The organism is Anseongella ginsenosidimutans, from assembly GCF_008033235.1.
Classification (GTDB): Bacteria; Bacteroidota; Bacteroidia; order Sphingobacteriales; family Sphingobacteriaceae; genus Anseongella; species Anseongella ginsenosidimutans.
Genome location: NZ_CP042432.1, coordinates 1697924 through 1723955, shown reverse-complemented (window position 1 = coordinate 1723955; position 26032 = coordinate 1697924). Strand labels below are relative to the sequence as shown.

Annotated in this window: 24 protein-coding genes and 1 pseudogene; 4 read left to right on the top strand and 21 right to left on the bottom strand. The window is 42.7% G+C overall.

Going from position 1 to position 26032, the window contains the following annotated elements; all coding sequences use genetic code 11:
- The first annotated feature begins 446 nt into the window (after positions 1-446).
- From FRZ59_RS07270 to istB (FRZ59_RS07255), 4 genes are all read left to right on the top strand, one after another.
- Positions 447-776 carry a hypothetical protein gene (locus FRZ59_RS07270; RefSeq protein WP_132129268.1) on the top strand — a complete coding sequence of 110 codons (330 nt, stop codon included), beginning with the start codon at positions 447-449 and terminating at the stop codon, positions 774-776.
- The gene (locus tag FRZ59_RS07265; RefSeq protein WP_132129267.1) at positions 769-1566 is read left to right on the top strand and encodes a hypothetical protein; all 798 of its coding nucleotides are present in this window, start codon (positions 769-771) and stop codon (positions 1564-1566) included. Before FRZ59_RS07270 ends, FRZ59_RS07265 begins: the two co-directional genes overlap by 8 nt.
- Positions 1567-1908: 342 nt before the next feature.
- On the top strand, positions 1909-3444 hold the full coding sequence (istA, locus tag FRZ59_RS07260; RefSeq protein ID WP_225975233.1) for an IS21 family transposase: 1536 nt from the start codon (positions 1909-1911) through the stop codon (positions 3442-3444).
- A 21-nt stretch (positions 3445-3465) separates the two neighbouring features.
- Complete coding sequence (gene istB, locus FRZ59_RS07255) at positions 3466-4185, top strand: IS21-like element helper ATPase IstB (protein ID WP_132130814.1); 720 nt, start codon at positions 3466-3468, stop codon at positions 4183-4185.
- A gap of 69 nt (positions 4186-4254) precedes the next feature.
- Here istB (FRZ59_RS07255) and FRZ59_RS07250 read toward each other — a convergent pair whose 3' ends face one another.
- The 21 genes and pseudogenes from FRZ59_RS07250 to FRZ59_RS07150 form a co-directional block, all read right to left on the bottom strand.
- A complete protein-coding gene (locus FRZ59_RS07250) occupies positions 4255-4830 on the bottom strand; it encodes a Uma2 family endonuclease (protein WP_132130819.1) in 576 nt (191 codons plus the stop codon).
- Positions 4831-4932: 102 nt separating this feature from the next.
- Complete coding sequence (locus FRZ59_RS07245; protein WP_132130818.1) at positions 4933-6288, bottom strand: sulfatase family protein; 1356 nt, start codon at positions 6286-6288, stop codon at positions 4933-4935.
- 187 nt (positions 6289-6475) lie between these two features.
- The gene (gene istB, locus FRZ59_RS07240) at positions 6476-7237 is read right to left on the bottom strand and encodes an IS21-like element helper ATPase IstB (RefSeq protein WP_132130816.1); all 762 of its coding nucleotides are present in this window, start codon (positions 7235-7237) and stop codon (positions 6476-6478) included.
- A 21-nt stretch (positions 7238-7258) separates the two neighbouring features.
- Positions 7259-8818: an IS21 family transposase gene (gene istA / locus FRZ59_RS07235; RefSeq protein WP_158640556.1), complete on the bottom strand. Its 1560-nt coding sequence runs from the start codon at positions 8816-8818 to the stop codon at positions 7259-7261.
- A 480-nt stretch (positions 8819-9298) separates the two neighbouring features.
- Complete coding sequence (locus FRZ59_RS07230) at positions 9299-9844, bottom strand: acetyltransferase (protein ID WP_132130581.1); 546 nt, start codon at positions 9842-9844, stop codon at positions 9299-9301.
- The gene (locus tag FRZ59_RS07225) at positions 9844-10809 is read right to left on the bottom strand and encodes an MraY family glycosyltransferase (protein WP_132130582.1); all 966 of its coding nucleotides are present in this window, start codon (positions 10807-10809) and stop codon (positions 9844-9846) included. The genes FRZ59_RS07230 and FRZ59_RS07225 overlap by 1 nt, the downstream gene beginning before the upstream one ends.
- Positions 10809-11747, bottom strand: a complete 939-nt coding sequence (locus tag FRZ59_RS07220; RefSeq protein ID WP_132130583.1) for an NAD-dependent epimerase/dehydratase family protein — start codon at positions 11745-11747, stop codon at positions 10809-10811. The genes FRZ59_RS07225 and FRZ59_RS07220 overlap by 1 nt, the downstream gene beginning before the upstream one ends.
- On the bottom strand, positions 11744-13447 hold the full coding sequence (locus FRZ59_RS07215; protein ID WP_132130584.1) for a right-handed parallel beta-helix repeat-containing protein: 1704 nt from the start codon (positions 13445-13447) through the stop codon (positions 11744-11746). The genes FRZ59_RS07220 and FRZ59_RS07215 overlap by 4 nt, the downstream gene beginning before the upstream one ends.
- 43 nt (positions 13448-13490) lie before the next feature.
- The gene (locus tag FRZ59_RS07210) at positions 13491-14186 is read right to left on the bottom strand and encodes a WecB/TagA/CpsF family glycosyltransferase (protein ID WP_132130585.1); all 696 of its coding nucleotides are present in this window, start codon (positions 14184-14186) and stop codon (positions 13491-13493) included.
- Positions 14187-14231: 45 nt separating this feature from the next.
- A pseudogene (locus FRZ59_RS19940) lies at positions 14232-14390 on the bottom strand (DapH/DapD/GlmU-related protein); the annotation flags it as partial.
- Positions 14391-14736: 346 nt separating this feature from the next.
- Positions 14737-15666, bottom strand: a complete 930-nt coding sequence (locus FRZ59_RS18985) for a hypothetical protein (RefSeq protein WP_225975232.1) — start codon at positions 15664-15666, stop codon at positions 14737-14739.
- A 302-nt stretch (positions 15667-15968) separates the two neighbouring features.
- Positions 15969-17366, bottom strand: a complete 1398-nt coding sequence (locus FRZ59_RS07195) for a glycosyltransferase family protein (protein ID WP_132130588.1) — start codon at positions 17364-17366, stop codon at positions 15969-15971.
- A complete protein-coding gene (locus FRZ59_RS07190) occupies positions 17327-18757 on the bottom strand; it encodes an oligosaccharide flippase family protein (protein ID WP_132130589.1) in 1431 nt (476 codons plus the stop codon). Before FRZ59_RS07190 ends, FRZ59_RS07195 begins: the two co-directional genes overlap by 40 nt.
- A 12-nt stretch (positions 18758-18769) precedes the next feature.
- Positions 18770-19225 carry a NanQ anomerase/TabA/YiaL family protein gene (locus tag FRZ59_RS07185; protein ID WP_132130590.1) on the bottom strand — a complete coding sequence of 152 codons (456 nt, stop codon included), beginning with the start codon at positions 19223-19225 and terminating at the stop codon, positions 18770-18772.
- Positions 19222-20055, bottom strand: a complete 834-nt coding sequence (locus FRZ59_RS07180) for a cytidylyltransferase domain-containing protein (RefSeq protein ID WP_132130591.1) — start codon at positions 20053-20055, stop codon at positions 19222-19224. The genes FRZ59_RS07185 and FRZ59_RS07180 overlap by 4 nt, the downstream gene beginning before the upstream one ends.
- Positions 20052-21113: an N-acetylneuraminate synthase family protein gene (locus tag FRZ59_RS07175; RefSeq protein WP_132130592.1), complete on the bottom strand. Its 1062-nt coding sequence runs from the start codon at positions 21111-21113 to the stop codon at positions 20052-20054. The genes FRZ59_RS07180 and FRZ59_RS07175 overlap by 4 nt, the downstream gene beginning before the upstream one ends.
- Positions 21113-22159 (bottom strand): nucleotidyltransferase family protein, encoded by a 1047-nt coding sequence (locus tag FRZ59_RS07170; protein ID WP_132130593.1) that lies wholly within the window; start codon positions 22157-22159, stop codon positions 21113-21115. The genes FRZ59_RS07175 and FRZ59_RS07170 overlap by 1 nt, the downstream gene beginning before the upstream one ends.
- Positions 22146-23258: a UDP-N-acetylglucosamine 2-epimerase gene (gene neuC / locus FRZ59_RS07165; protein WP_132130594.1), complete on the bottom strand. Its 1113-nt coding sequence runs from the start codon at positions 23256-23258 to the stop codon at positions 22146-22148. Before neuC ends, FRZ59_RS07170 begins: the two co-directional genes overlap by 14 nt.
- Before the next feature lie 11 nt (positions 23259-23269).
- Positions 23270-24286, bottom strand: a complete 1017-nt coding sequence (gene neuB / locus FRZ59_RS07160) for an N-acetylneuraminate synthase (RefSeq protein ID WP_132130595.1) — start codon at positions 24284-24286, stop codon at positions 23270-23272.
- Entirely contained in the window at positions 24283-24900 is a 618-nt protein-coding gene (locus FRZ59_RS07155) for an acetyltransferase (RefSeq protein ID WP_225975231.1), read from the bottom strand. Before FRZ59_RS07155 ends, neuB begins: the two co-directional genes overlap by 4 nt.
- Positions 24890-26032: a LegC family aminotransferase gene (locus tag FRZ59_RS07150; RefSeq protein WP_132130597.1), complete on the bottom strand. Its 1143-nt coding sequence runs from the start codon at positions 26030-26032 to the stop codon at positions 24890-24892. The genes FRZ59_RS07155 and FRZ59_RS07150 overlap by 11 nt, the downstream gene beginning before the upstream one ends.

Below are 26032 nucleotides of genomic sequence, written 5' to 3'. Positions count from 1 at the left end.
TTTCCTTTACAGCTTCAATTACCAAAACAAACTTCCTGGTCAACTTCTCACTCCTATTTATCTCGTTGAACTTCTTTGCAAGGTCAGAGTTGCTTTGATTCAGATATACTCTAAATCGGTTCTCATGACACTCGCAGATTAGGTAGAAATTCTCCAAGACAAATTAAGCTATTGGTTAAGTGCAAACTTAAATAATTATTTGCAAAAGGCCAAGAAATAAAGAGGACGTCGTTTGAAACAAGCTAATTTATTGCGTAACAGAAAAATAATCTAAAATCTACGCGCTGATTCGCAACATCGCGTAGCGGAGATATTAGGAGCAACCGTCATTATCGTTCCCTGGGGCGATACACATCGTTATCGTGTTTAAACGGACCTACCTTTATTTTTGTTTCTCAAAGTTTTTTAATAGTTTAGCTAGAGCAGCAACGTTTATACCTTGGCCGATGGATTTAGCGCAAATAATCAAAAGGATCGATGAAGTTCACAAGCGGAACAGGAATACCGAAATGTTATTGCTGATCGGCACCAGCCTCTTATTTGCTTGCGGCATTACTTGTTTTATCATGGCCATCGTCAAGCAGGAATATGCCTGGGGAATGCCGCCCGCCATCACCACGGGGCTGCTTTATTATCCGATTAAAGAGGTAAAAGAATTACGAAAGAAGAACATCGCGCTGGCCACGGCGCCGGTGCTGATCAACACGCTTCCAAAGTCAAAGGCAGCCGAAGAAATTTCCAAATTACTTGAAAACCTATTCGGAGACAGTGAATGAACAAGACAGTACAAAACTGATCCTGGAGCAATTGCTTTACCTGCTCCATAAAGAGCAGGCCCGGGAAACGGCTGCAAAGGACACCTCCTACCTGGAAGGCCGGTCCTATTTGATGGGACAGGACCGGCAGCTGCTGGGCACGCTCGCCCGGGAAAATGATCCTGATTCCGTCCTCAACAAATACGGCCCCTTCGGCAGTCCATACAGCCCTACCAGCATATTCAACAGTCATTCACCGTACGGAAGCCAATATGGCGCCTATAGCCTGAATAACCCCTATTGCAACACCCCTCCCTGGCTGTTCATTAATGGAAACCCGGTCGGACTGGTTACCGTGAACAACCAGCTGTCCGACAGAATTCCAACCGATACCTTTCTTTACCTGCTGAAGAACGACCCCGAATCCCTGGTGAACGAAAGCTCCCTGGTAAACAAAAGTTCTGAAAAACCGGACGTAGATATCCGTTCCCAATACGGGGGATCCTTTATCGTCGCGGAAGACGGCCAGTTCCTGGGAAAACTGACAAGCAATACGCTGGACAGCGAGTCCGTACTCAATAAGACCGGCCCCTACGGAAATGAATACTCCCCAACATCCGTTTTCAATAAATTCGGCGACTACGGCAATGGATTCTCGTCCCTGAGTGCCTTTAACCCGTTTTCGCCCACACCTCCGAAAATTTTCGTTGACGGTAAACTATACGGTTACCTGACCGAAAACGAAGGGGCGTCCGGCGGCAAGAAAATAGATCCGAAGCAATTGAAGCACTGGATCAGGGAAAATTTTTGAACGCGTCTACATCCGATCATCGATACTCCATGACTCTCTGCGGGCGGGCCATCTCCAAGATGAAGCTTCAGTCAAACCTAAATGGATAATCCGGACCATGCTGACCCCTTCAGAAGGGCCGGAATTTCGGATGTGCGAGAGCGATTGCAGCTCGTATTCACATGCCAATCCGGCAGATGCTGACCCCTCTGGGGAGGTAATCCGGCCCATGCTGACCCCTGTTTAAGACGGAAGGCGGCAGAATCCGGAGCATACTGACCCCTTATTGAATGGGTTTTGGTTTCTTGAGTGATCATTTTTCAATAAAGAAGATCACTACTGATGGCAGGAAAACCACGACCCATGAGTCAAGTAAAACAGCTTATACGTTTGCACCTGCAAGGCAATGGCAAGAAAACCATTGCCAGGGAGTTAGGCATCAGCAAAAACACGGTTAAGCAATATTTGGAAAAGGCAGCAGCCGACCCGCTTTCTATCAAGGAATTGCTTGAATTGGATGATCCGGTGCTGGAGGGCCGGTTTCATGCGGGCAATCCGGCGTATAAAGATCTCCGTTTTGAAGATCTGAAACGCCGCTTACCCTACCTGGAAAAGGAATTGGAAAAGGTGGGGGTGAATAAAATGCTGCTCTGGGAGGAATATAAACAGGCATACCCTGCAGGCTACGGGCGTACCCAGTTCTTCTTCCATTTCGCCCAGCTCTCCCGGGCCCGCAAACCCAGTGCAGTGCTCACTCATAAACCGGGTGATAAGCTCTATATTGATTTTTCAGGTAAAAAGGTGCATTACACCGACCGGGAAACCGGGGAGATGATCGTCTGCGAGCTATTTGTGGCCTGTTTGCCTTTTTCTGATTATGCTTTTTGTATCGCCGTCCCCAGCCAGCGCCTCAATGATTTCATTTATGCACTTATCCGCTGCCTGGAAGCACTCGGCGGGGCGGCACAGGCACTTGTGCCGGACAATATGAAAACGGCCGTCACCCGTGCCGATCGCTACGAACCGACCATCAATCAGACGCTCGAGGACCTGGCCAACCATTACCAGATGACGGTCGTGCCTGCCCGCCCCCGAAAACCAAAAGACAAGAGTTTGGCGGAGAATCAGGTGAAGCTGATCTATACCCGGGTACTGGCCAAACTGCGCAACCGGCAGTTCTTCGATCTTGATTCGCTCAACACCGCCATTACCGAAAAAATCCGGGAGCATAACCAGACCCGCCGCCAGCAGAAGCCCTACACGCGGGAAGAAGAGTTCCTGGCGGCGGAAAAAGATCAGTTAACGCCGCTGCCCGATAAGCGTTTCGAGCTGAAATATTATGCCGAGCTCAAGGTAGCCCAAAACGGACACGTATACCTTGGGAGGGACAAACATTATTACAGTGTTCCCTACACCTATATCGGCAGCAAGGTAAAAGTGATTTATACCCGCATGCTGGTACGCATCTATGCCCAGGGCAAACAGATTGCCTTGCATCAGCGAAATTATGCGCCGGGGAAATACACCTCGGTAAAAGAGCACCTGTGCTCCCAGCATCAGCATTACCATAACCGGAGTCCGGCGTATTATCTGGACCGGGCCAGACATACCTGCCGGGAATTATACGATCTCCTGGAAGCTCTGTTTGGACAGAACCGTTATCCCGAACAATTATACAACACCTGTGACGGGCTCTTCTCGCTGGCCCGCCGGAGCGACCCCGGCCGGTTTGCCCGGGCCTGTCAGATCGCGGCCGAGCATCGGGTATACTCCTATAAATTCGTGCAGAGCATCCTGGAAAACAACATGACTGAGCTTGAACAGGATCGTCCAATGGATCACCCCTGCCCGGAGGGAGCAATGTCCGCGGTAAAGATTATTACCAGCAGCTCACCTTGACACTTAAAACACCATCATAACATGCAAGAACTACTTTCACAACTGAAAACGCTGCGCCTGAGTGGCATGAGCCGTAGCCTGGAGGCCATGACAGCCACCCGGCAGCATCAGGAGCTTACGCTCATAGAAGGACTGGCACTACTGCTGCAAGCCGAAGAGGAAGATCGTGACCACAAACGGTTTGACCGGCTGATCAAAAATGCCCGATTCCGCTACCAGGCTTCCATGGAAGAACTGCATATCGATGCCGCGCGCGGTATTGATAAGACCCTGGTTACCGAACTGGCAAGTAATAACTACGTTTCCAAGGGAATGCCGGTATTGGTCGAAGGCGCGACCGGAACCGGAAAAAGCTTTCTTATCTCTGCCCTGGGTCATCAGGCATGCGCAGGAGGGTACAAGGTGGCTTATTACAACCTGCAAAAGCTATTACTCAGGATCAAGCTCACGCGGCTGGACGGCAGTATTTACAAGTTCCTGGAGAAACTCTCCAGAACCGATCTGCTCATCCTGGACGACTTCGGTCTGGCGCACCTGGATCAGCAGCAACGGCTGGACCTGATGGAAATCATTGAAGATCGTCATGGAAAAACAGCCACCGTCATTGCCAGTCAACTACCCATTGCCAGTTGGTATGACGTAATTGGCGATGACGTGATCGCGGACGGAATTCTCGATAGGTTAGTTCACAGCGCCTACAAAATCCAGCTTAAGGGAGACAGTCTAAGAAAAAAACGGTAATATTGTCACACCATCAGCTCTGATGGAAACCAATCCCCTCAAGAGGGGTCAGTATGCCCGACACCGGGGTCAGCATTGACGGAATATCCACCTAAACTCCCCACCCATTAAAGGGGAGCAAATAAGGCCGTGGGCAGAAGGTAAGGCTTCAAAGATTCCGTTTACCAGCCGGTAGCCGCGGACTTCAGAAGTATCCGGGTTTATTGTCCAGTATTCCCTGACGCCGGCCTTTTCATAGGCATTTTTTTTGTTTCCCCGGTCGTATTGGCAAGTAGAAGGAGAAAGCGCCTCCACTACCAGGTCCGGGGCGCCGTAAAGGCCACTCGTGCTGATGAGGTGCTGATGTTCCGCAAATACAAAAAAGATATCCGGCTGAAAGACATTCTTGCTGTCCAGGTAAACGTCAAAAGGGGCGAACAGGATTTTGCCGAGATGCCGCGCCTGGACAAAGTTCGCCATTGACAGAAAAATGGTTCCCAGTGCATCCTGGTGCGCATATGTCGGCGCAGGTTCCATCACGATCACATCATCGATCAGCTGGGCCCTTGCTCCTTCCGGCAGGCTTTTAAATAGTTCCAGGGGCGACACCGGGAATTTTCGTGGCCGCCCGGAAAAAATCTTCTTTTGTGCTTTCAGGTGATGCATCACTGTTCAGGTAAATTGGTACAGAAGTAACAAAAGTAAAGGTAGTGACACCTGGAAACAGCTGCAAGAAAATTCGTAGAGCTTTTGGCTATATTCCACCCCTCAGGGTTTCCACCAACCATTAAGGCTTGCCTTCAGCTTTGCCACCACCTCCGGGTATTCACCGGCCAGGTTATTGGTCTCAAAGGGATCATCAAATATATTGTATAGCTCGGGTTGTCCGGGTTCGTTTGCGGGCTCCGGATCAATTAGTTTCCAGGGATGTGTTAGTACCATTCTGTGCTGCAGGGACGCTCCGGGATCGTCTGCCGAGACCATGTCGTGGTCAAAATCAATGGCAAAGATGGTGTCGCGGGCCTCAAGCGCTTTTGCATCCAGCATGCTCAAGCCGGGCATGGCAGGTAGTGCGGGAACTGCGGCGGCGTCCAGCATGGTAGGTACCAGGTCAATGGTGCTGACCAGGGTCGTGGTATCCAGGCCGGGTTTGATGCGGTTGGGCCAGCGGAAGATCAAGGGTGTGCGGATGCCAATTTCATTCGGATCCTGCTTTGATCCCGGCATGTATGCATTGCTCTTTTCCGGATCCTGGATCCAGCCATTATCACAGGCATAGACCACAAGCGTATTTTCTGAAAGCCCTTTGTCTTCAAGTTCCTGAAGCAGTTCGCCAATTGTCTGGTCGAACCATTCGCACATGGCCCAGTAGCGAGCCACGGCCTCCGAGGGGGTTTTGTCGATGTATTTTTGCAGCAGCGAATCGGGCGGTGTATGAGGAGCATGGGGAAGAAAGGGCGCATACCAAAGAAAAAATGGTTTGTCCTGCGCCATGGCATCGTCAATAAAATCGAATACCGGCCGCAAGCCCTCGCGGCCAATCTTAAGGCCCTCGTCTCCGTGCCGGCCGCCGCGGGTTACGTCGCCATGGGTCATTCCCCCGGTAAAGCCGCCTTCTTTCCAATGTCCGCCCCACCATTTCCCTGACTGAAAGGATAGGTAACCTCTGTCCGCCAATAGCTGGGGCACAGTAGGGTGCTGCTGAAAGCGGTCCAGCCAGGGCTGAAAACGCTGGCGGCGCTCCAACATCCACTCTTTACTGTAACGCTTGCCTTCGAAATCAAACCGGGGGTCATTGCCCGTAATTCCATGCTGCTGCGGATAAACCCCGGTGATCAGTGTGGCCAGCGAGGGGCTGCACAGGGGAGCTACCGAATAGCCTCGCGTGTACGTTCTTCCCTCCTGTGCCAGGCGGTCAATATGCGGGGTCTGAATATAGGGATGCCCCGTAAAACCATAGTCGGTCCAGGCTTGGTCATCCGAAATGATGTATACGATATTCGGAAGCGCCTGCTTTTCTGAAGCTGTCTGTTGGCCCGATTTTCCTGCGCCCGTGCAGGCGGCGAGCAAAAGGCTGATGAAGCCCGCAGATAAAAATCCAAATCCTTTGATAATATCTTTCATGCTGATTCTGCGTTTTCGCTGAATTTGATCCTTTTCATTTTTGACTGTGTTAAAGATATTAATTTTTGGCAGTGGTTATACACTTGATAGACGTTTGTAACCGGAAACTCAAAGTGCACAGTTTTTGGCAATTAGGAATGCACAGTTTTTGGAAACAAGGGTGCACAATTACCGGGTCAAATATAGGTTAAGCAGTGGAGTGTTCAAAGATAGATTTTCGATGCTTTAAACGATAGCTTTTTCCGGTGAGTGTGATGGCTTCGCACCGGTAGAGCAGGCGGTCCAATAGAGCGGTTGCCAGGACCTCGTCGCCCAGCAGGCCTGCCCATTCAGCCGGCATCTTATTGGTAGTGATAATGAAGGAAGTGCTTTCATACAAATGGTTAATGAAGTTGAACAAGGCGACGGCCTGAGCTTTTTCTACCGGGAAGAGCATCATATCGTCGATGACGATGAGTTGTGCCTTGGTCAGGCGTTTATAGTCGGCCATGGCAGATCGGGTCATGTCTTTCATTTTCAGCATATTCATAATATCCTCCATTGTTCGGAAGAAGGCATTGTACCCTCCCTGGATGGCGTCTCTGCAGAGACCGGCCGCCAAATGTGTTTTACCCACGCCGCTGGGACCGAGCAGGATGATATTATAGATTTGATCTAACCAGTTAAGCTCCCTGAGCTGATTTAAGCGATTTTTAGGAAGGCCGTTCTCCACGGTGGCATCGTAGGCTTCCAGGGAAGAGGAGGCAGGCAGGCGGGCGGTTTTTAACCGCCTTTCCATTTCCCGCTGCTGGCGATGGGAAGCTTCTGTCTCAAGAAGATTCCAGGTGAATTCGGTCAGGCCCATTTCCTGGGATTCCCCCTGGGCGATGAGCGTGTCCAGGGAGTGGGCGATCCCGCTCATCTTAAACTGCTTGCACAGGTGTTTGATCTGTTCTTTTTTTTCTGTCATGATCTAATAGTGAAGTGGTTATTATTTACCGTTTAACAATTGCTCGTAATCATCGATATTACTTTTATCGGGGGCTGTCAGGGCCGCCAGCGGAAGCTTCCCTCCTAAGGGGTTTAGATAGCGGATGTTGCTTTGGCCGTCTTTCTGCTCCTTTTGTTTGCCATAGTGTGCTACCAGAGCCCGAAAATCGGTGGCGCTGACGATCTGCCGGGCAAGGGCATATTCCAGGGCTTGTTTCACGATCTCCTTATCGGCTCCCTGGATGATCTCCCTGAGCAGTAGCAGCTGATCGCGCACGTAACGGGGCTTGTCTTTCCGGATCCGCTGCAGCAGCTGCCGCCCCAGATCCGGCTCTTCCAGCAAAGCGGCTACCTCTTCGATAAGTGCCGAGATGGGCCCTGACTTATCCCGTTTGTGATCGTTATTGATGATCTTCTGTCCCTTCCCCGCAGAGATGGTATGCTTGCAAATCAATTTGCCTTCTTCCCCCCAGATTACCAGCTGAGTGCCCTCCACCTGAAGGGTGACCTGACTTCCCCTGCCCTGGTAGGTGCCCAGGGGAAGAGAGTAGTAATTACTTTTGAAGCAGATGGTGTTGTCTTTTCGCACGGTATAAGCTGCCTTCACCGGGGTAACGGCAATGGGTGTGTAAGGAACCAGGAATGGCTGCTCAGTGACCCATTCGCTGTAAGGGACCTTGCCGGTTCCCTCGTGGGTGAGGGCATTGGCGGTGCGCCCCAACCAGCCTAATGCTTCTTCCTGCAGGGTGTCCGGGTCGTAATAGGTACGGTTATACAGGAAGTTCTGCTTGACATACCGGATCACGTTCTCCACCTTTCCCTTGCTCTGGGGATCTGCCTTGCGGCAGAAGTGGAGGCGGAAGGCGCGCAGACGGACATACTGCCGGAAGGCATCGGTCAGGATCAGGTCACCATGGTTTTCACTGATAAGAAACAGCCGGTCCTGGTCATAAACGGCTTCCCCGGCGACTCCGCCAAAGAAAGCAAACCCTGCTTCATGAGCGGTGATGGCCTCCTCAGTAGTAAACGGATGATCCAGGAACCAAACATACTTGTAGCGGGACCGGGAAAGTACCATCGTCAAAAAAAAGACCTTGGCAGTACCGCCATCACTTCTGCGCATATTGTATTGCCCGAAATCAACCTGGACCTGCAGCCCATAGGGAAGCTCAGGGACGGGGCCACAGTCTCTCAACATTTTGGTGCGGGGGATGTTGTATTTTTCCCGCATGGAGGCGACGAAATTAAAAACAGTTCGGCTACTAACCGGGGGGAGATCAGCATGATGCTCCTTCAGCCAATCAAACAACTGAGCGGCTGATGTGTCCGGGTAAAGGGTTAAGCGTTCTTTGATAAACCCTTCATAAGGCAGCAGTGTTTTGGGGCGCCGGGTTCCACTGATCAGGTGCTGCTCATAGTCCTGCTCGCTCATGAGCAGGTACTTTTTGACGGTTCGTCGGTTAATGCCCAGCGTTCGGCTGATGTAGGACACGGAACAATCTTCGCGGTCCATGCGGTGAATCTCGTAATACATCATAAATTTGTTCAAGAATACATTCATCTTCGACGTGTTTTGGTGAACCGCCGAAGCTCGGGAAATCCGGGAATGGGGCCGCGGCCCCATTCCCGGAAAACCTGTGCATTCTTGTTGCCAAATTCTGGGTATTCCTATTTTCTATTTTTTGTGCATTCTTATTTTCCGTTTACAACGTTACTACATACTGGAAATTATAAGCTCAATTCCGAATGATTTTAGGGTCAAAAAGCGGGCAATTTGAGCTTAAAGCCCATACTGAATGAGCTTATTTGGATAATCCGGACCAAACCTTTCGAGCCATTAAACCATTCATGGAGCATAAGCATCTATTTCTCCCATAGTGTGGCCTTTCCTAAAACCCGCGGAAACTACAATCCGCCTTCCGGGAAAATGAAGAATATGAAAATGTTTCCTACCTATCAGTTTTAAGCGTGGACCAGGAAATCACAGACAGCGACTAAAATACTCCATAGACCAACTAGAGTAAATATCCAAAAAAATTCTTTAGCTGCTAATATCTTCCAACACAACGCTCCCAGGCGCTAATTGCACCCAATCGCCTATACGAACGCCAGACTTCACTACGGAACCCGCCCCAATCCAGGCGCCTTCTCCGACTTCTGCCCCTCCACAAAGACAGGCTCCAGGTGCTACATGAGCAAAATCGGCAACACGGCAGTCATGGTCAACAACCGCATTAACATTAATAATACAATGCCGGCCAATTTTGGCTGAAGCACTAATGATCGCTCCCGCCATCACAACCGAACCTTCGCCTATGTGACTTCTTTCCGAAATGATTGCCGAGGGGTGAATAGCTGTTCCGTAGGTAGTACTGATTTCAGTCGCCAGGTTTTTTCGAACCAAATTATTTCCAATAGCCAACAGAAGATGGTCAATTTCCATCCCAGGTTTATATTTTTTTACGGGGTAACCAAATAATTCCGAGATGGCGTCCCGGTCATCCAGCAGCCCGCTAATCAAAATCCCCCTGGATTCCAGAATTTCCAAAATTACTTTCGCGTGACCGCCGGCTCCGTATAAAAACATCAGGTTGTTTGACTTTTTAGTTTACGAAGTATAGAAAATTTAGCAGCCACATATATCGCGCTCAATACAAGCAGGATGGCAATAAACAGGGGCCAGTTGGTTCCACCGACCAATTGCAGCCAAAAGATCACCAGCAGATTTATCGCAGCCTGCAATACAAAGTATAATAACGAAACCGGTACGTGACCCATTCTCCGTTCATTTGCCATGTATTGGTACAAATGAGAACGATGAGCCTGAAAAATATTTTCCTTTTTTAACAAGCGATGAAAAATCGTAAGTACCGCGTCTACTCCATACACAGCAAAAAATAGTATATAAAGACCCTCCCCGGTATCCAGCACCAGCTGTATCATCCAAAAAGCCAGAAGAAAGGCGAGTGCCACCGCACCCACGTCTCCCGCAAAACATCGCGCCTTCTTCCTGAGGTTAAAATAAGCGAACACCAGGACAGCCAGCGCAATATAAATAAGCAGCGTTTCGTCTGTAAACTGGCTAATAGTATTAACGTAGAAAAAGCCTGCAATTGCTGACAGGGAATACAATGCAGTAATCCCGTTGATGCCATCCATAAAGTTAAAGGCATTTTTAAACCCGACTATCACAACCAGCAGCGGAATCCAGAGCAGCCAGCTATATATCCCCAGACCTGTTTCATATAATACCAAAGCCGCTGCAGTAAACTGTACCAGTAGCCGAATCTTGTTTGATAAGGTATAAATATCATCAAGGAAGCTGATCAGCGAAACTAACAGCAGGCCACCCATCAAAAAAGGATAATGCCAGCCACTCAACACCCACCAAATCAATGCGGCTAGTGGAACTATAATTCCACCACCCCGAATTACGATTCGATCGTGGGAACTGCGTTCGTTGGGTTTGTCAATGATGTTATAGCGATCGGCGATGCGGAAGTAGATGCGTTCGAGGAGTAGAAGAATCGCTAAAACGATAAGGTAGTACATTACTTTTCGAAACTTCTGATGGTTTCCAATAAGCCATCACGAGAAGAAACAGGCAAAGCTTTAATTCCCAAGGCGTTTTTTAATTTATGATTACTGACAACATAACTTTCAGTGAGCTTCTTTAGGCGCTCCGAGTTAAGTGGAAGGCGGAGTTTATCACCAACCCTTACAAAGGTTTGTATTAGTGTAGGTGAAAGAGACCAAAGACGCGGTTTAGAACCATTTGCCTCTCCCATTATTTTAATCACTTCGGAGGTGGCCAAAGGTTCGTCGTCGGCAATATTATAGATACCGCCAGGTATTGCAGGGTTATTCAATAACTGTTCAATAACAAAAAGCAAGTTGTTGATTGATAAAAAGGATCGTCTATTTTCAAAAGCTGCGAGAGGATAGGGAATGCCCTTTTTTACAACATTATATAGAAGATTTAAATTTCCTTTATTACCAGGGCCGTGAATCATACATGGGCGAAGAATAAAAATACGTTTCCCCTCAGGAAGTTCCTTAGACAGCAGGTATTGTTCAGCTTTATATTTGGATTCTCCGTACGAAGTTTTGGGGTTTGCTGCTACATCTTCATTCAACACGCCCAATACCGTATCAGCAACCGCTTTGACACTACTGAAATATATAAAATCGCGGGCATCGCTATCAATGAATAGGTCAAATAATTTCTTTGTAAGCCCTGTATTAACTTTAAAGTACTCAAGAGGATCAGAAGCACCTATAATATCGTGCGCTTTACCAGCAAGATGAATTACCGTATTACATTTATAGCATCCAAGCGAATTTAGATTGTGCCATAAAATACTTTCAGATACACCACCATCATGTCTGGTGTTCAGTCCTAAACAATATAATTCTTTTTCTGTGCTATATAAGTATCTTACTAAATTTCGCCCGACGAATCCAGTAGTTCCAGAGATTAACAATTTCATTCTTTAGATTTAACGCTAAACTTTGCAGCATTTCTTCCAGTAATAGATAAACGTAAGCTCTTTTGCCCTTCATGAATTTTATTACCACTATGAATCAAGGTACTTTGTGAAAGCGGCCTTTTTCCGCCATCCACCCAGCATTTTATATCAGATAATGGTATCGATCTAGAATTGGCGGCACCTTCATATTTGAAGCTGTTATCAACAATGGTTATTAAATTGCTTGTAGTTGGCATTACAAAAATCGTATGACTAATCGGCCCTCCTCGCTCACTGCTAATATTATGAAAAATATTTCCTGTGACATCGAGTGCATTGCTTCTTCGATCATCGCCGTCTAGAGCGTTGGCTCGTAAATTTATTGCTGCATTATTATAATTAAACAACCCTGCATTTTGCAAACTGTGTGTATCAAAGTAATTTCCAAGGATTGTACAATCCTTAAAAAGACCGGAAATGCCGCAAAACTTAAATGCACTAATTAGATTGTCACGTATTATTACTGTTACGGGAAACTCTAGGCGAACTCCAATATCGGCATTTTGAATCTCGTTATTGACAATTTGTATTTTACCGGCATTAGAAGTGATCTCATTATCGTTGACTGACCCGTGAATATAAACGCCACTAGAATATCCGGATGGTGACCGATCTACCTTTGATCGTTGAACATAAATCCTACACTCCTGCACCAGCACATCGCTTAACACTCTATTTTTTCTTGTCTTCCCATATGTCTTCGCACCGTGAGTGATGAAAATCCCCGTAAGGCATTCGCGAATCTCACATCTCCTTATAATGATATTTTCGGTTTGCTCATTACTTAACCATGCTCCAATATAAATCCCTCTATTACCACCACTTAAGTTAATTTTGACGTTTTCAATTTTTATATCCTTTGCATTCATCACTACGAGGCCATTTAACAATGGATCAAATGCCTTCTTATTCCTATGCTCATATATAATTGAAATATCCTTGATTGTAACATTTTCAATTTGTTCATCTATAGCCCAATGCCAGTTTCCCATCAATTTACCTTCCCGTGACGGCCCTCTTACAGCTACTATTTGCCCTTGTCTTGTCGTTGTTACTAAAGAGTTTAGCCTATCGTCATATTTTAATATCGTCTTATTACCCGCACCAGATACAGTTAAATTACTAAAATCAATGATCAAATCTCTTATAAAATATATCCCCTCAGCAAAATGCAGATGCCCTCCATTTGAATTTCTCAAGTCTAACATCATCTGCCTAACGTTCTCATAATTATTCCACGGTGATTGCGGCTTAACATTAGGCACCACTCCCCACCACTCCGGATAAAAATCACGTAGTCTACCGAATTTTATTTCTGGTAAGTCATCTGACGTATTGGCGTTTATAAAAATCCTTTTCCGTTGCGCCTGGACTATCCCATTGATGTGAATAGCTTCGTTTGGCCCTATAACAAGCTGGCCCTGATCAGTAAAGAATAAAGATATATTCTCATTAACAACAAGCGGATTACCCCCAATCTCTGTTTGTCTTGAAAATCGTATGGTGACGTTAGAATTTCCTCTATGGATAAATTGTATATTCTTCGAATTAAACTCCAGCCCTTCCGGCCAATATATTTCCCTTGCGTAGGAGTTTACCACAACGCTCCATAACAGGAAAACTAGAAAAAAGGCTTTGCTATTTGATTTTCGGAAAACCATCCAATCGTCTATTATTAGTATGTCGCCATAGCGAAAATATCACCTATATCCTCTTCAACAATAATCGGTACAAAAAAACAAACAAGCTTGTCTGTCTCCTCCAACGTGAAGGCTCGGATGCCAGTCTATAAAACCACTCCAAACCCAGTACTTGCAAAACCTTAGGTGCTCGCTTTTTACTTCCCGAATAGACGTCATAACTTCCTCCGAGCCCCATATATAGCGCCTTATCAAACTGCCCAAATAACTCATTCATTAAATACTCTTGCCGCGGACTTCCCATAGCAACAAATACAAAATCTGGCTCGGTAGCCTTTATCTCTTCAGCAATTGTGTTAATTTCCTCATGCTTGAAGTAACCATTCCTCCAGCCCTTAATCTCTATTTTCGGATACTCCTTCTTTAGTCTTGCTACTGTTGCTTCGAGGACATCTTGCCTTGCACCTATTAAATAAAAACTTTTCGATTTATAGTTATTTTTTATAATATCGAGCCAGAAATCTGCACCAGTTATTCTAATTGCCTTAACACCTCTCAGTCGTAACGCAAATACAGCCCCAATGCCGTCAGGGTATCCTATGTGATTATTTATAATCTGATCAAGTAACGGCTCATTTCGATTAAGCTTTTCGGGGTTCAGAGCTACCAACAGTCCTTTTTTCCCTTCAATAAAATCTAATAGTTCTCCAGTGGAAACAAAACCATAGGCTCTTTTCCCATTTATAACAGCAACGTCCATATATTACTCAATTCAGTTGATTATAATAGTACCATATCAATAAAATTATCGTTTTTTCAAAATCTTTGCCGGCACTCCTCCGACAATTGTATATTCTTCAACGTCTTTGGTTACAACAGCGTTCGCACCTATTATCGCTCCTCTTCCAACAGTTATACCGGGCATAATAATTGCCCCTCTACCAACCCATACATCATCGTGAATTGTCACTTCTTTGGGTACCGTACTGCCGCTAAGTACCATAGGAATTGTTTTATCATTGTAAATATGGGTTGAACTGTAAATCGCCACATTTGGAGCAATCATAACATAACTACCTATTGTGATCTTGCCCTGAAGGAATACATTTTCATTAATTCTAACATAGGCACCAATTTTAAGTGTTCGAGCATTAGATATATATATCCCATTTTCAAACTTTGAATTTTTATCATTCTGTGCAATCTTTAAGATTTTTGATATATACCACACACGAATGCGGTTTGACACCATTAAAAGCCTTGAATGAGGAAGTTTAGATATGATAAAATAGTATAAAAATAATTTCAACCTATGCATACTCACTACTGAACCTTTTCGTACCGATGATTGTCACAAACACCCCTAAAGTGGAAGCCAAAAGAAATCCAAAAGAATTCATTAAAACAGGGGTAAACATGCTCATAATAAACAGATAAAAAACTAGAAAACGTACAATGAAACGTTTCGCCCTGCCTTCTTTTAAAATGACAGATCTCGCAAGCTTCAGAAAAAATGCACCATACAGTAAAAACCCGATTCCAATTTCAGCTATAAATGTGAATAGAAACACATCGTATATTGGGCCTCGATTCGCTAAACCATCGCCAAGGATTCGTCGACCTATATTAAACTCATTATATACATGCGTCTGCTGAAGTGACATTTGAGAACCAAATGTTCCTGGGCCGGAGCCGAATGGTGCATATTTATCAAAAACGTCGACAGAATACTGCAATATTTGCCATCTGACATAATCATCGGTCATTGCTACTTCATTTGCTTCTTGAAAAAACTCTTGGTAGTATATAAAAAGCCCAGCGCACACAACAACCGCCGCAACGATAATTTTCAATGTCCGTTGCAACTTAGACTTGATGGAATAGGGGAAAAACACAAAAAACGAACTTAACAAAAGCACTTCCTTTCGGGAAAACGATAATAGACATATTATCACGGACAAATACAATAATACACTTTGTCTTACATTGTTTTTATGACTCAATACTTTGTGATAATAAAACCAATATATCACGTAAAGGGACATAAAACTTGCAAGACTAGGCCCGGATCCGAAAATAGACACCAAATAAAAATTTCCAATGCCTCGATTGAAGTTAGAAACCCCAAAAAAATTTCGAACATCGCTGGAAAAATAAACCTCGTAGAACGTAAACGCAATAATTACAACAACTACATAATCCAAAAGCACTTTTATGTCTCTAATCATTCGTTCTTTCACATAGGGGGAAAAACTATAGAAATACAGAAAATAAAAGAAAAACTGTAAGTAGAGCAAAATCTGGACATAACTGAGCCCGCCATTTCGACGAAGAATGGTGACGAAAACCATATAAAGAACTATATATAGTATATAAAGATAGTTCCGATTAACCTTATGATTTTTAAAAAACCGATAGACAAATAGAAAAAATACCACTAGACTGATAAGCTCATTGTATATATCAAACGGAACACCCGCCTTGAGTGTAAGCTTATTGACAAAGGGTTGAATTATTAGCAATACAAATATTACTTTATGCATTATACAATATTGAAATGCTTGATGTTCGTTAGGTACCCTTCCCGAAAGTAATTAGCCCTAATATGATCCTGTGTTTCTAAATGTAAAGCAGTAAGATCTTCATCTTCCTCTATAACACTTGAATAAATCTTCTCAGGTTCGAAATACTGTGTGCTTAAATTATTGATATTATAGAAAAGCGTTTTAACATTAAAAAAACTAGCTTCTATCGCTGTTGTTGAATATATTGTTATATTGTAATCCGAATACTTTAGAATTTCATAAATGTTATACTTCGGAAGCACCACCACGTTCTCCGACAGATAATTCCCGTAAAGCCTGTTAGGATATTTAGGTCGCACCACAAATAAAAAAGTTGGATTTCGTATTGCTTGCCGCTTTACCCACTGCAGAACCTTTCGTTCTTTAACCCCCTGAAGTGTCACACAAAAGACCTTGCTATACTTACGTACGAACTCTTTTAGCTCCTCGCTCTCTGATGTATTTCTTACATGTTCTAGCCAAAAGCTGCCGACTGGATGTATTTGGTTTTCCTTAAAAATGAAATCCGCCGTTCTACATCCCTTTTCATATTCGCCGAATGAAATAAAATCATCGGGAAAAAAGTCGTAGAAGTCATGTTCGCTCCTATAAAATTGATGACTATTGCCCACATAACCATGTTGAGCTTCTATAACTCTTATCCCAAGATCTTTAGCGGCTTTTACAATACTGCTTCGTGAGTAATAGCACAAAACGAATATAGCTTTGGGCTTAATAAACTTAAAAATAAGGCTGTAGACATAGTATTCGGCTAAAAACCGCTTACCAAGTTTTTCATAATTTATTGCGAGGCCGTATTCCTGGTTAATCTTTCGCAAAACCTCATCTCCTTCTATTTTTAAGAATCCCATTAACCTGGCCAATACTGTTGATATCAACTTTACGGGAAGATCAGAAACTACATTTGAGGAGTAGGTACTGCGAACCGGAAAATGTTTTGTAATAGCCCATTCAATAAAAAAACATTTCCTTTGACCGACATTATCCGCAATAGCATCAAAAAAAATATCGAAATATTTATCGTTAAGACTCACGCGTTTATCCGCATTGTTAAAAAATATATAATCAATATTTCTAGTCTTAAACCAATTTGGTAAGCCCCAAAAAAAGCTACCTAATAAATGTAATAAGTTCTTTGTCCTCAAATGGGAATCATAGCCGTATTGACTTCGAATTAACTCCAAATGAATTTTCTGTCTAAGAAATATCCAAATCGGTATCTTTCGAACTTTTATATCTTTTACTCGATGATTCTGTTCAATATCTCTGAGATTCTTCTTCTTGACCATGAAAACTAGTTGGGGTCGTTTGGAAACTACTTCTTTATAGCGGCGCGCACTTTCCTCCAATGCCATAATAAAATTGGCGTACCGATGCCTGCGAGCATAATACATTTTGCCAATATCCTCTTAACTAAGGAAACGTCTTGATATAAGGGCTCAGTTAAAAACATCAAAGTTGTCAACAAAAAACCCGCGAAAAAAAAGCTAACAATGTTCAAAACGCGATATGGTATATAAAAGATCCTTTGACTATAGTAAAAGGACACAATGCAAAATATCACCCTTGAAATTAAGCAGGCAATCGCAGCTCCTAAAAATCCATAAAAAGGAATTAATAAAAAATTCAACGCTATATTGAATGCAGCGCCGAAGATTGAAAGTCTAAAAAGATACCTAGTATGATCTAAAAAAAAAACCGAACTAAAGCAATAGTAGAAGCCATTAACAGCAAAAGCAAACGATACGTAAGGAACTATCTTCCATGACTCGCCATACTGAGATTTCGATATTGCTAAAAGTAGTTCAGGAGCTAGCCAGCTCATAATTGCTGCAAATAATATATAAACCAATGTAAGGCTTTCCGCAACGACCGCCAGTTTGTTCTTGTCAATATAATCAGCTTTCACCTGTTGGAAAAACCATGGGGTATAAGCGGCATTTACTCCTAAAGTTACTATGCTTAATACTTTTCCGAATTGCGACCCTATATCAAAAATTGCTACAATTTCAAGCGAGGTTAAGCGATTGAGAATAATTCTATCCGACAAATTCATTGCCCAACTAAATAAGTTGTGGGGCAGTATTGGCAAGGAATATTTTAAGGTTTTCTTAATAAGAGAAAGATTTAAATTCAGAGAAATATTTCCCCACATGTCTGCTAAGGCAATCATAAACATTACTAGATTGCTAATTGCCATTGCCATTAATACTCCATTGGCTTGCTTATCTCTTATTAAAATAAAATATAGATTTAGCCCAATCAGAATAACAAAGTATAAAAGATCATACATTGACGATTTGAACGCACGTTCTTTTGCTTTTAAATATGACTGATAGAAATAATATAGTGGTTGCAACAAAATACTAACGCAAGCAAGAAAGAACGTAGGATAGGGGTTTACACCTCGAAAAAACACAGTTATGAACGCCCCACTAAATATTAACATTATAGCGAATATCAGCCCGCTAAATATCATTAGTACTGCCACATTAGAACCTAATAACAGCCGCAAATACTTAGTTTTACTTTTATATTCCTGATAATAAAATGCCGTACTTCCTCGAATGGATAGACCTGCAATTAGCACAAAAAAAGGAATGCCCGCCATGAATAGGCTTATAATTCCGTACTGATCTTTCGTAAGGTAAATCGTATAAAGAGGAAGCAAAAAAAAACTTAAACCTCTTTGCAGAAGGGTAAAGAATGAATAAATAGCAGAGTGCCTAAGAAGATTATTCGTCATCTATACCGCTGCTTATTCGATGCGAATTTTGAGAACTATCTTTTTTACGTGTCCAGGTTCTGTAGCTATTAACCCAGGTTGATGAACATCTTTGGGTGAAAGTAGTAAAAACTGACCTCTTGTGACTTTTATTTTGGCACCTATACCCTTGAATAAACGATAGTCATCACCGACGTTATATTCTGTTCGTGGAGAAATATCGTTGATATGAGAAATTGCAATGTTCTCAACACCATCAACAACAAATTGAAGATCATAGTATTTTCTATGTGCTTCCCACATTTCCTCGTTAAATTCTTTGGTCTGATATTCTTGCACCAAAGCAAAAACATTATCGCCGTCAATATCTTGTTTACCTACGGCAAGATTCATTAGATCGTCATGATTAATCAAAAATTCCAACCCTTCTCTTATGTATGGGTGAAGATTGTAGTAAAAGCTTGCGTTCTTTATCTCGTCAAAAATCATAATGTTATCTCCAATTTTCTTTTTCCGGGACGCAAAATCAAGCCAATATTTTTCGCTATTTCCTCTCCCCGCCTTTTGTTTGCTTCAAAGTTGTCATTTATTTTTTCCAAAACGAGATCGTCTACGGTTCTTTGTTCAACTTGTAAATTCTGTAGCACAACTTTCTCTTCCTGGATCAACCTTGCAATCTCAAACAAGCTTGGGCAATACCCAGGGATGAAATGCCTATATATATCTTCTAATAAAAAATAATCTTCTAAGTAATCACAAGTTAACCGAATGTTAGGCGCGAACAAAGCCGTCTTAATATCAAGGTATCCAATATTAAAAAAATCCGGCCTGTTAACAAATGGCCCCCAAATTTCAGTGTCACTTTCCTTTTTCATCTCAACAGCAACTTCAAGAGCTTTCGTCGTGATAAAATATGGCGCAAGCCCGATGGGAACCCCTGAAGTAAAAACAAAATCTGATGGTTCTCTTCTAACCCAATCGACAATGATATTTGCAATATGCGGCGAGTGCAAAGGGTTATCGGCTGTAATGCTTAAAAACGCGTCAAACCCGTAATATTTAGCCGCATCCAGTAGTCTGGCCAACACATCATGTTCTGATCCCGGAAAGAACTTTATTTGATGTTTTAATGCGTAATCATATAGCAAAGCATCCTGAGAATTTGTCGAAGTACACATGACGACACCTTCGATACCACTTACTAGCTGACATCGACGAATTACATGTTCAATGACGTTTAAATTATTTAACGGCAGTATTACTTTTTGCTTCAATCGGCTGCTCTTCAATCGAGCGGTAATAAAGTATCCTATTTTCATTTATTTGCGCTAAATTGACCAAAATCTGTTTTCTGGAACTTATAAATCACGTTCGCGAAATCGATAAACTCATCTTGTTCTATATCCTTAGATGCTATTGCGCCCAACAGTTGAGGCAAGAACTTTTGTAAAATATAAGTACTTTCATTGGTCCGCTTAAAAGCTATTTTGGCAAGGGTAATGATTTCACCTTTTTTTATAGGTGTGCTTGCAACAATAGCCTTTTTCATCGGACCTGTGTTTCCATAACTTAACTCGGCCTCAGACATTTTTAGTATTCCGTCTCCAGCAGCAGTCCATGCTGCATCCATCATTTTACGTATTTTTGCAAACTGCTCCATGCTCACCGCTGATTGGGAGTCAATTCGCTTCTCGCCGAATACATGTGTAAAATGCTTTTCGCAGACATTAATTCCCATGGGAATTCCTAGTATAGAAACGATCTCATTAAACTCATCACTTGGATCTGTATGGTCGGCATATCCGACTGGAAGAGCGAACAGATTTTGTAATTTAATCATCTTCTTTAGGTTGATATTTTCATATCTGGTAGGGTAATTTTGGAACCCGTACATTAAAAAAATATCATCTTTACCTAAAGATTTTAACATCTCTATCGCATAGCTAATTTCGTCAATTGAAGACCCTCCGATACCGAGAATAACAGTTTTATCAAACTCCGAAGCTTTTTTTAATAGAAAATAATCATTTAGGCCTGTGGCATGAAGTTCAATCGCCTTAAGCGAGTCGCTTTCTAGCTTAACCGCAAACTCAATAGACTTTAAATCATTACACAATAAAATGCTATCCAAGCCCTTCTCAGAGTTATAGGCAATGACATTCTCCCATTGGCTTTCCGTTAGCATCCATTCTTGCAAAATGTGATAGGCGTCATGGGTTTTAATCATGTAATCATCCAAGTCTAACAATAAATGGAATTTGATTGCATTCGCCTTTGCATTCGCGCCATGATCAATCAATTCCCGTAAAAATAACTCATCACCTTGATGATGGAAGGCGGTTTCGCCGATAAGGTAAGGTTTATTACTTGGTAGCATTAAAATTTTATTTTGTTAATATCCACCTGAGCTTTCTCAAAATCTTCAGGTTTTCCTATATCTAGCCAGTAACCGGCTAAAGGATAAGAAATAATCTTATGATTTTCTACCAATAGTTTTTCCATAAGATCAGTCGCATTGAAAAAAGTATTTTGAGGCAAATGCTTTAATACTTCCCTTTTCATTAAATATATCCCGCCATTGGAATAATATGTATAGGTGGGCTTTTCTTTGAAGCTTACAATATGTCCATTATTGGTCTCCAAAACCGCATATGGCACATTAACGGAATAAGGTATAGTTACAACCGCAAAATCTGCTTCATTCTTTATAAAATCCAGAAAAAAATGCTCATAATCCAGATTGGTAAGTATATCCGAATTTGTAACTAGCACATAATCGTGTGTGAAGTCTTTTATTTTAGATACCGCTCCTATTGTACCCAGCGGTTCGTCTTCCCATACATACTGTATTTGAATATTTTTCCTGGCACCGTCCGCGAAGTATGTTTTAATCTGGTCTCCAAGGTACTTGACGGAAAACCAAAAATCGTCTATTCCATAAAGAGCCAATCGATCAACATTGTACTCCATAATAGGTTTGTCCCCTACTCTTAACAAAGGTTTGGGAATAGTATCTGTTAAGGGCGTTAAGCGTTGACCTCGCCCGCCCGCCATTACTACCGCGTCAATAGGAAGATAAGATCGTGTTTCTCTAAAATTAACCACATTTACAACCTTATTTTCCTTATTTAGTATTGGTAATACTCTAAAGTTTTTTTCCCTATATTCGATAACCTGATCGATATCAGTTTCCCCCTTTCTTAAAAATTTGGGATTAGCTTGAATAATTTCGTCAACGCGGCATGACGTGGATAGCCCTTTGATCAAACCCCTTCTTACATCACCATCAGTTAAAGAACCTATTAAAGTATCGTTTCCATCCACTACGAATAGTATTGCGTCTTTTGCAAGTTCATCCAAGCGGATGAGTGCCTGTAGAATTGTTGTGCCCCGTAGGATTAAATGATCTCTATAACTCCTCATTGTTAAAGTTTTTCAAAGACTCCAAAATCGCCCTTGCGGTTCCCGGTCTATAATAAATGTTAACTCCTGCAAAGCGCCCTTTAGGCAGGAGCGACAAAGCCGCATGATTTATTTCTTTCGCGTCAAACGATGTATTTACGACATTCCCGCTTTGCGCCCGTCCTTTTTGCCTATCTCCTACATTTATTACATATTTCCCAAATGATGCGGCCTCAATAATTCCGCTTGATGTGTTACCCAGCAGAAAAGTGCAGTATCGCATAGCAGCGAAATAATTTAATTTCCCAAAGGTTTCAATTAAAATAACCTGATCAGCTTCTTCATTTTTCAATTGAAGTAGATTCGCTCGAAATATTGTTCCGTACGTGTCAGCATTAGGCATTGTTATAACAAGCTTCATATTCTTAGATAGCATTTTCAAAGCTTTATACATTTCCTTTGCATTCGCACGGTTTCGCTCGGGCGATACTGTTTCTGGATGAAAAGTAATCAAGATGAAATCACCTTGAATATTATATCTATTTCTGAATTCATCCTCGTCAGGAATATTTAAGTTTCCGATTTCATCAATAGATAGGGAACCAACAACATTAATACCTTTCTTATTTCCGGTAATATCTATAATTCTTTCAGCAAATAGTTGAGTGGCGGGAAAATGTAACTTTGCGGCCAGCGTAATCTGATGTCGGTAAATATTATCAATAGCCCCAAGCGTTGTTTCTCCACCATGCAAATGCGCGAAATTTACATCATATGGTATCCCTGCCTGCACAGCGGCAGCCATTTCAAACCGATCTCCCAGGCATAGTACCCAATCATACATATGATCAGCCCAAAAATCCGAGAATTTTAACGCAGTTAACCCATATGCAGTTGATATCGAATGCTCATCATCGTTCGTAAGCAGCGAAGCAATCTTGTAAATTTTCGGAAATCTAGCCTCGACTATCTGTTCAACAGTATATCCATGAAATTTAGAAAGGTGAGTCCCGAACGCAATAATCTCCAAGTCAAAAAAACTATCTTCTTGAATACGTTTCAATAACGACGAATAAATACCAAAATCAGCTCTTGAACTTGTTAACACTCCAACTTTCATTCCGATTCGTTTTAAAAGACGATTAGTTCGTCCGCATCAAAATCTTTAGAAGCAATTCTCCCTATTACTTCATCCCATCGCATCGGAGATATGCCATTCCCAGGACGTTTGACGGTAATATTATCCTCTGATAGAATCTCGCCCTTCTGAATTTTCCTGGCAGCCACGATACTTTTTCTGGCTATTACTAAGTTCTTTGACTCCGAGGGGGACGGTGCTTTTAAGCCTGAGCCCGCAATGGCAGATTCAATATTCCTTATGCCCGAGACCATTTCTTTCAACTCCAATGGATCAAGCGAAGCCCTGTGATCGGGCCCTTCCATATTCTTATCTAATGTGAAATGCTTTTCGATAACGGCTGCACCTAAAGCCACTGCAGCAATGGGAACTTCTATTCCTAAGGTATGATCGGAATATCCTATTTTAGTTTTAAACTCCCTTCCGATATGAAGCATCGCTCGCAAATTAACGTCTTCCATTGGCGTAGGATACTCCGTATTACAATGTAAGATTGTGATATTTTCCCGTTTTAACCCGTTGTCCAAGAATACTTGTACTGCATCATGAATCTCTTCAATCGTGGCCATTCCAGTTGACAATAGAGCCTTTTTAAACAAAAAAGCAGCACTTCGTAAATAGGGAAGATTATTTATTTCGCCCGAGGGAATCTTAACCATATCCATGCCAACGGTCGACAAATATTTAAGAGAATCCAAATCAAATGCTGTTGAAAAAAACCTTATATTTTTGGCATGGCAGTATTTGATTAATTTTTCGTGTTCGGGTTTCGACAGTTCTAATTTCTTCAACATTTCTAATTGAGTTTCCTCCTTTTTACGAGTATTAGAAATTTGATAGTCTGCCTTTTTTGCACTATGAGAGACCAGTTTACTTGCCTTAAAAGTTTGAAATTTCACATAATCCACGCCGGCGTCAACTGCAGCATCCACCAACTTTAATGCATTACTTAGGCTTCCGTTATGATTTACGCCCGCTTCTGCGATAATTATTACTTTATCTGATGTCATATTTTTCTACCTGGGTTACCAACAACTTTTTGGCCGTCCAGTACATCGTCAATGATTACCGAGCCTGCGCCGATGATTACATTGGCACCTATTCTGACACCCTGCTTAACCACTGAATTTGCACCAATGAAACTAAAATCTCCCACTTCCACGTTGCCTGCGAGTACGGCTCCTGGAGCAATATGAACGGTATCGCCAATTTTACATTCGTGTTCGATGACGCAACCAGTATTGAGGATACAATAATTGCCGATTTCGACGAAAGAATTGACTGCAACTTGGCGGGCAATAAAATTACCTTCGCCCAATTGCATGCTGGCTGAACACGAGGAATGTTGGGCAATAACGTTTAGAATCTTTTTTCGCCGCGATACGAGCAGCGACGCAACCTTATTACGAATCAGATTGTCACCAATCCCTAAGACAAATTGAAAATCCAAATCCCATGGAAAATTCGGATCTTCTTCAAACCCTATATACTCTAACTGAAAGGGGTTATGGGTGACCTTCGCTTTTTCGGAATAGTATTTTAAATCCATATGGGATTCAATAGCAGCTTCAGCAACCACGTAACTATGTCCTGAATAACCTACTATTGCGATATTATCTGGCACTACTTGGTATATTTACAATTCTTTCTTCGAGATACTTTGCATTGGTTTGCGCATCTTTCTGGCAATTTTCGTACATAGGTAATCGAAACATAAGTTGCCATATAGGCCGTGTCATTACTTTTGCCTCATTTGTGTATTTTAAAAACAAATCTCTTTCAGTCTTATCAGCACATTCAACACACATAAGCCAATAATTCGCTTTAGTTTCAGGCAATTCGGTTCGAAATAGCAGTTTTTGCTCGCTAAAGAAATTGCAATATTGAGTCGCAAGCTGCCTCTTGCTAGCCAATATCTCCTCTAATTGTTCCAATTGTGCGCAAGCTAATGCCGCATTCAGATTAGGCATACGAAAGTTGTAACCTAGCTCATCGTGAAAAAATTCATAAGCATGGGGCTTTTTCGCTGTAGTAGTAAGGTACTTCGCTTTCTCGCCGATTATAGGATCGTCTGTGGTAATAGCTCCTCCACCGCCGCAGGTTACAGTTTTATTTCCGTTGAATGAGAAAGTACCGATCTTGCCGATACTTCCGGTATGTTTTCCTTTATAGTAACTTCCCAATGATTCTGCTGCATCTTCTACAACGGGAATTTGCCATTTTTCACAAACATCAATCAGCTCATTAAGGTGTACAGGAAAACCAAAGGTATGCATGGGTATGCAGGCAGCAATTCTTCTTCCTGTAGATTTGTTGTAACATCCATCTTCTCTTAGTTCTCCAAATTCATCGAGAAATACCCTAACCGCAGTTGGAGACAACCCCATGGTATCAATATCCACATCTATAAAAACAGGATGTGCCCCATTATATGCGATTGCATTGGCTGTAGCAACAAAGGTTAATGCCTGAGTAATTACTTCATCCTCTTCTTTAACATCAGCTAAGCGTAATGCAACTTGAAGGGCAGCTGTTCCATTGACTACTGCAACGGCCCTGCGCGAGCTAGTAAGCTTCTGCATATAATCTTCAAATTGATCCACGTATGCCCCTACCGAGGAAACAAATGTGGAGTCAATTGTATCCAATAGATACCTTTTTTCATTACCTCTAAATTTTGGCGCGTGCAATGGAATAAAATCGCGCGTTTGAAATGCGTCTTGTATAAAAAATACAACATCTTTAAAATTTGCCAT

Bases quoted from the DNA above. Each gene is read 5' to 3' on its own strand.
- FRZ59_RS07220 (WP_132130583.1), bottom strand. From the start codon at position 11,747: ATGAAATTGTTAATCTCTGGAACTACTGGATTCGTCGGGCGAAATTTA.
- istB (WP_132130816.1), bottom strand. From the start codon at position 7,237: ATGACAGAAAAAAAAGAACAGATCAAACACCTGTGCAAGCAGTTTAAG.
- FRZ59_RS07270 (WP_132129268.1), top strand. From the start codon at position 447: ATGGATTTAGCGCAAATAATCAAAAGGATCGATGAAGTTCACAAGCGG.
- FRZ59_RS07185 (WP_132130590.1), bottom strand. From the start codon at position 19,225: ATGATTTTTGACGAGATAAAGAACGCAAGCTTTTACTACAATCTTCAC.
- istA (WP_225975233.1), top strand. From the start codon at position 1,909: ATGAGTCAAGTAAAACAGCTTATACGTTTGCACCTGCAAGGCAATGGC.
- FRZ59_RS07195 (WP_132130588.1), bottom strand. From the start codon at position 17,366: ATGGCATTGGAGGAAAGTGCGCGCCGCTATAAAGAAGTAGTTTCCAAA.
- FRZ59_RS07230 (WP_132130581.1), bottom strand. From the start codon at position 9,844: ATGTTTTTATACGGAGCCGGCGGTCACGCGAAAGTAATTTTGGAAATT.
- FRZ59_RS07175 (WP_132130592.1), bottom strand. From the start codon at position 21,113: ATGCTACCAAGTAATAAACCTTACCTTATCGGCGAAACCGCCTTCCAT.
- neuC (WP_132130594.1), bottom strand. From the start codon at position 23,258: ATGAAAGTTGGAGTGTTAACAAGTTCAAGAGCTGATTTTGGTATTTAT.
- FRZ59_RS07190 (WP_132130589.1), bottom strand. From the start codon at position 18,757: ATGACGAATAATCTTCTTAGGCACTCTGCTATTTATTCATTCTTTACC.
- FRZ59_RS07150 (WP_132130597.1), bottom strand. From the start codon at position 26,032: ATGGCAAATTTTAAAGATGTTGTATTTTTTATACAAGACGCATTTCAA.
- neuB (WP_132130595.1), bottom strand. From the start codon at position 24,286: ATGACATCAGATAAAGTAATAATTATCGCAGAAGCGGGCGTAAATCAT.
- FRZ59_RS07250 (WP_132130819.1), bottom strand. From the start codon at position 4,830: ATGCATCACCTGAAAGCACAAAAGAAGATTTTTTCCGGGCGGCCACGA.
- FRZ59_RS07225 (WP_132130582.1), bottom strand. From the start codon at position 10,809: ATGTACTACCTTATCGTTTTAGCGATTCTTCTACTCCTCGAACGCATC.
- FRZ59_RS07245 (WP_132130818.1), bottom strand. From the start codon at position 6,288: ATGAAAGATATTATCAAAGGATTTGGATTTTTATCTGCGGGCTTCATC.
- FRZ59_RS07215 (WP_132130584.1), bottom strand. From the start codon at position 13,447: ATGGTTTTCCGAAAATCAAATAGCAAAGCCTTTTTTCTAGTTTTCCTG.
- FRZ59_RS07180 (WP_132130591.1), bottom strand. From the start codon at position 20,055: ATGAAAATAGGATACTTTATTACCGCTCGATTGAAGAGCAGCCGATTG.
- FRZ59_RS07170 (WP_132130593.1), bottom strand. From the start codon at position 22,159: ATGAGGAGTTATAGAGATCATTTAATCCTACGGGGCACAACAATTCTA.
- FRZ59_RS07210 (WP_132130585.1), bottom strand. From the start codon at position 14,186: ATGGACGTTGCTGTTATAAATGGGAAAAGAGCCTATGGTTTTGTTTCC.
- istA (WP_158640556.1), bottom strand. From the start codon at position 8,818: ATGAATGTATTCTTGAACAAATTTATGATGTATTACGAGATTCACCGC.
- istB (WP_132130814.1), top strand. From the start codon at position 3,466: ATGCAAGAACTACTTTCACAACTGAAAACGCTGCGCCTGAGTGGCATG.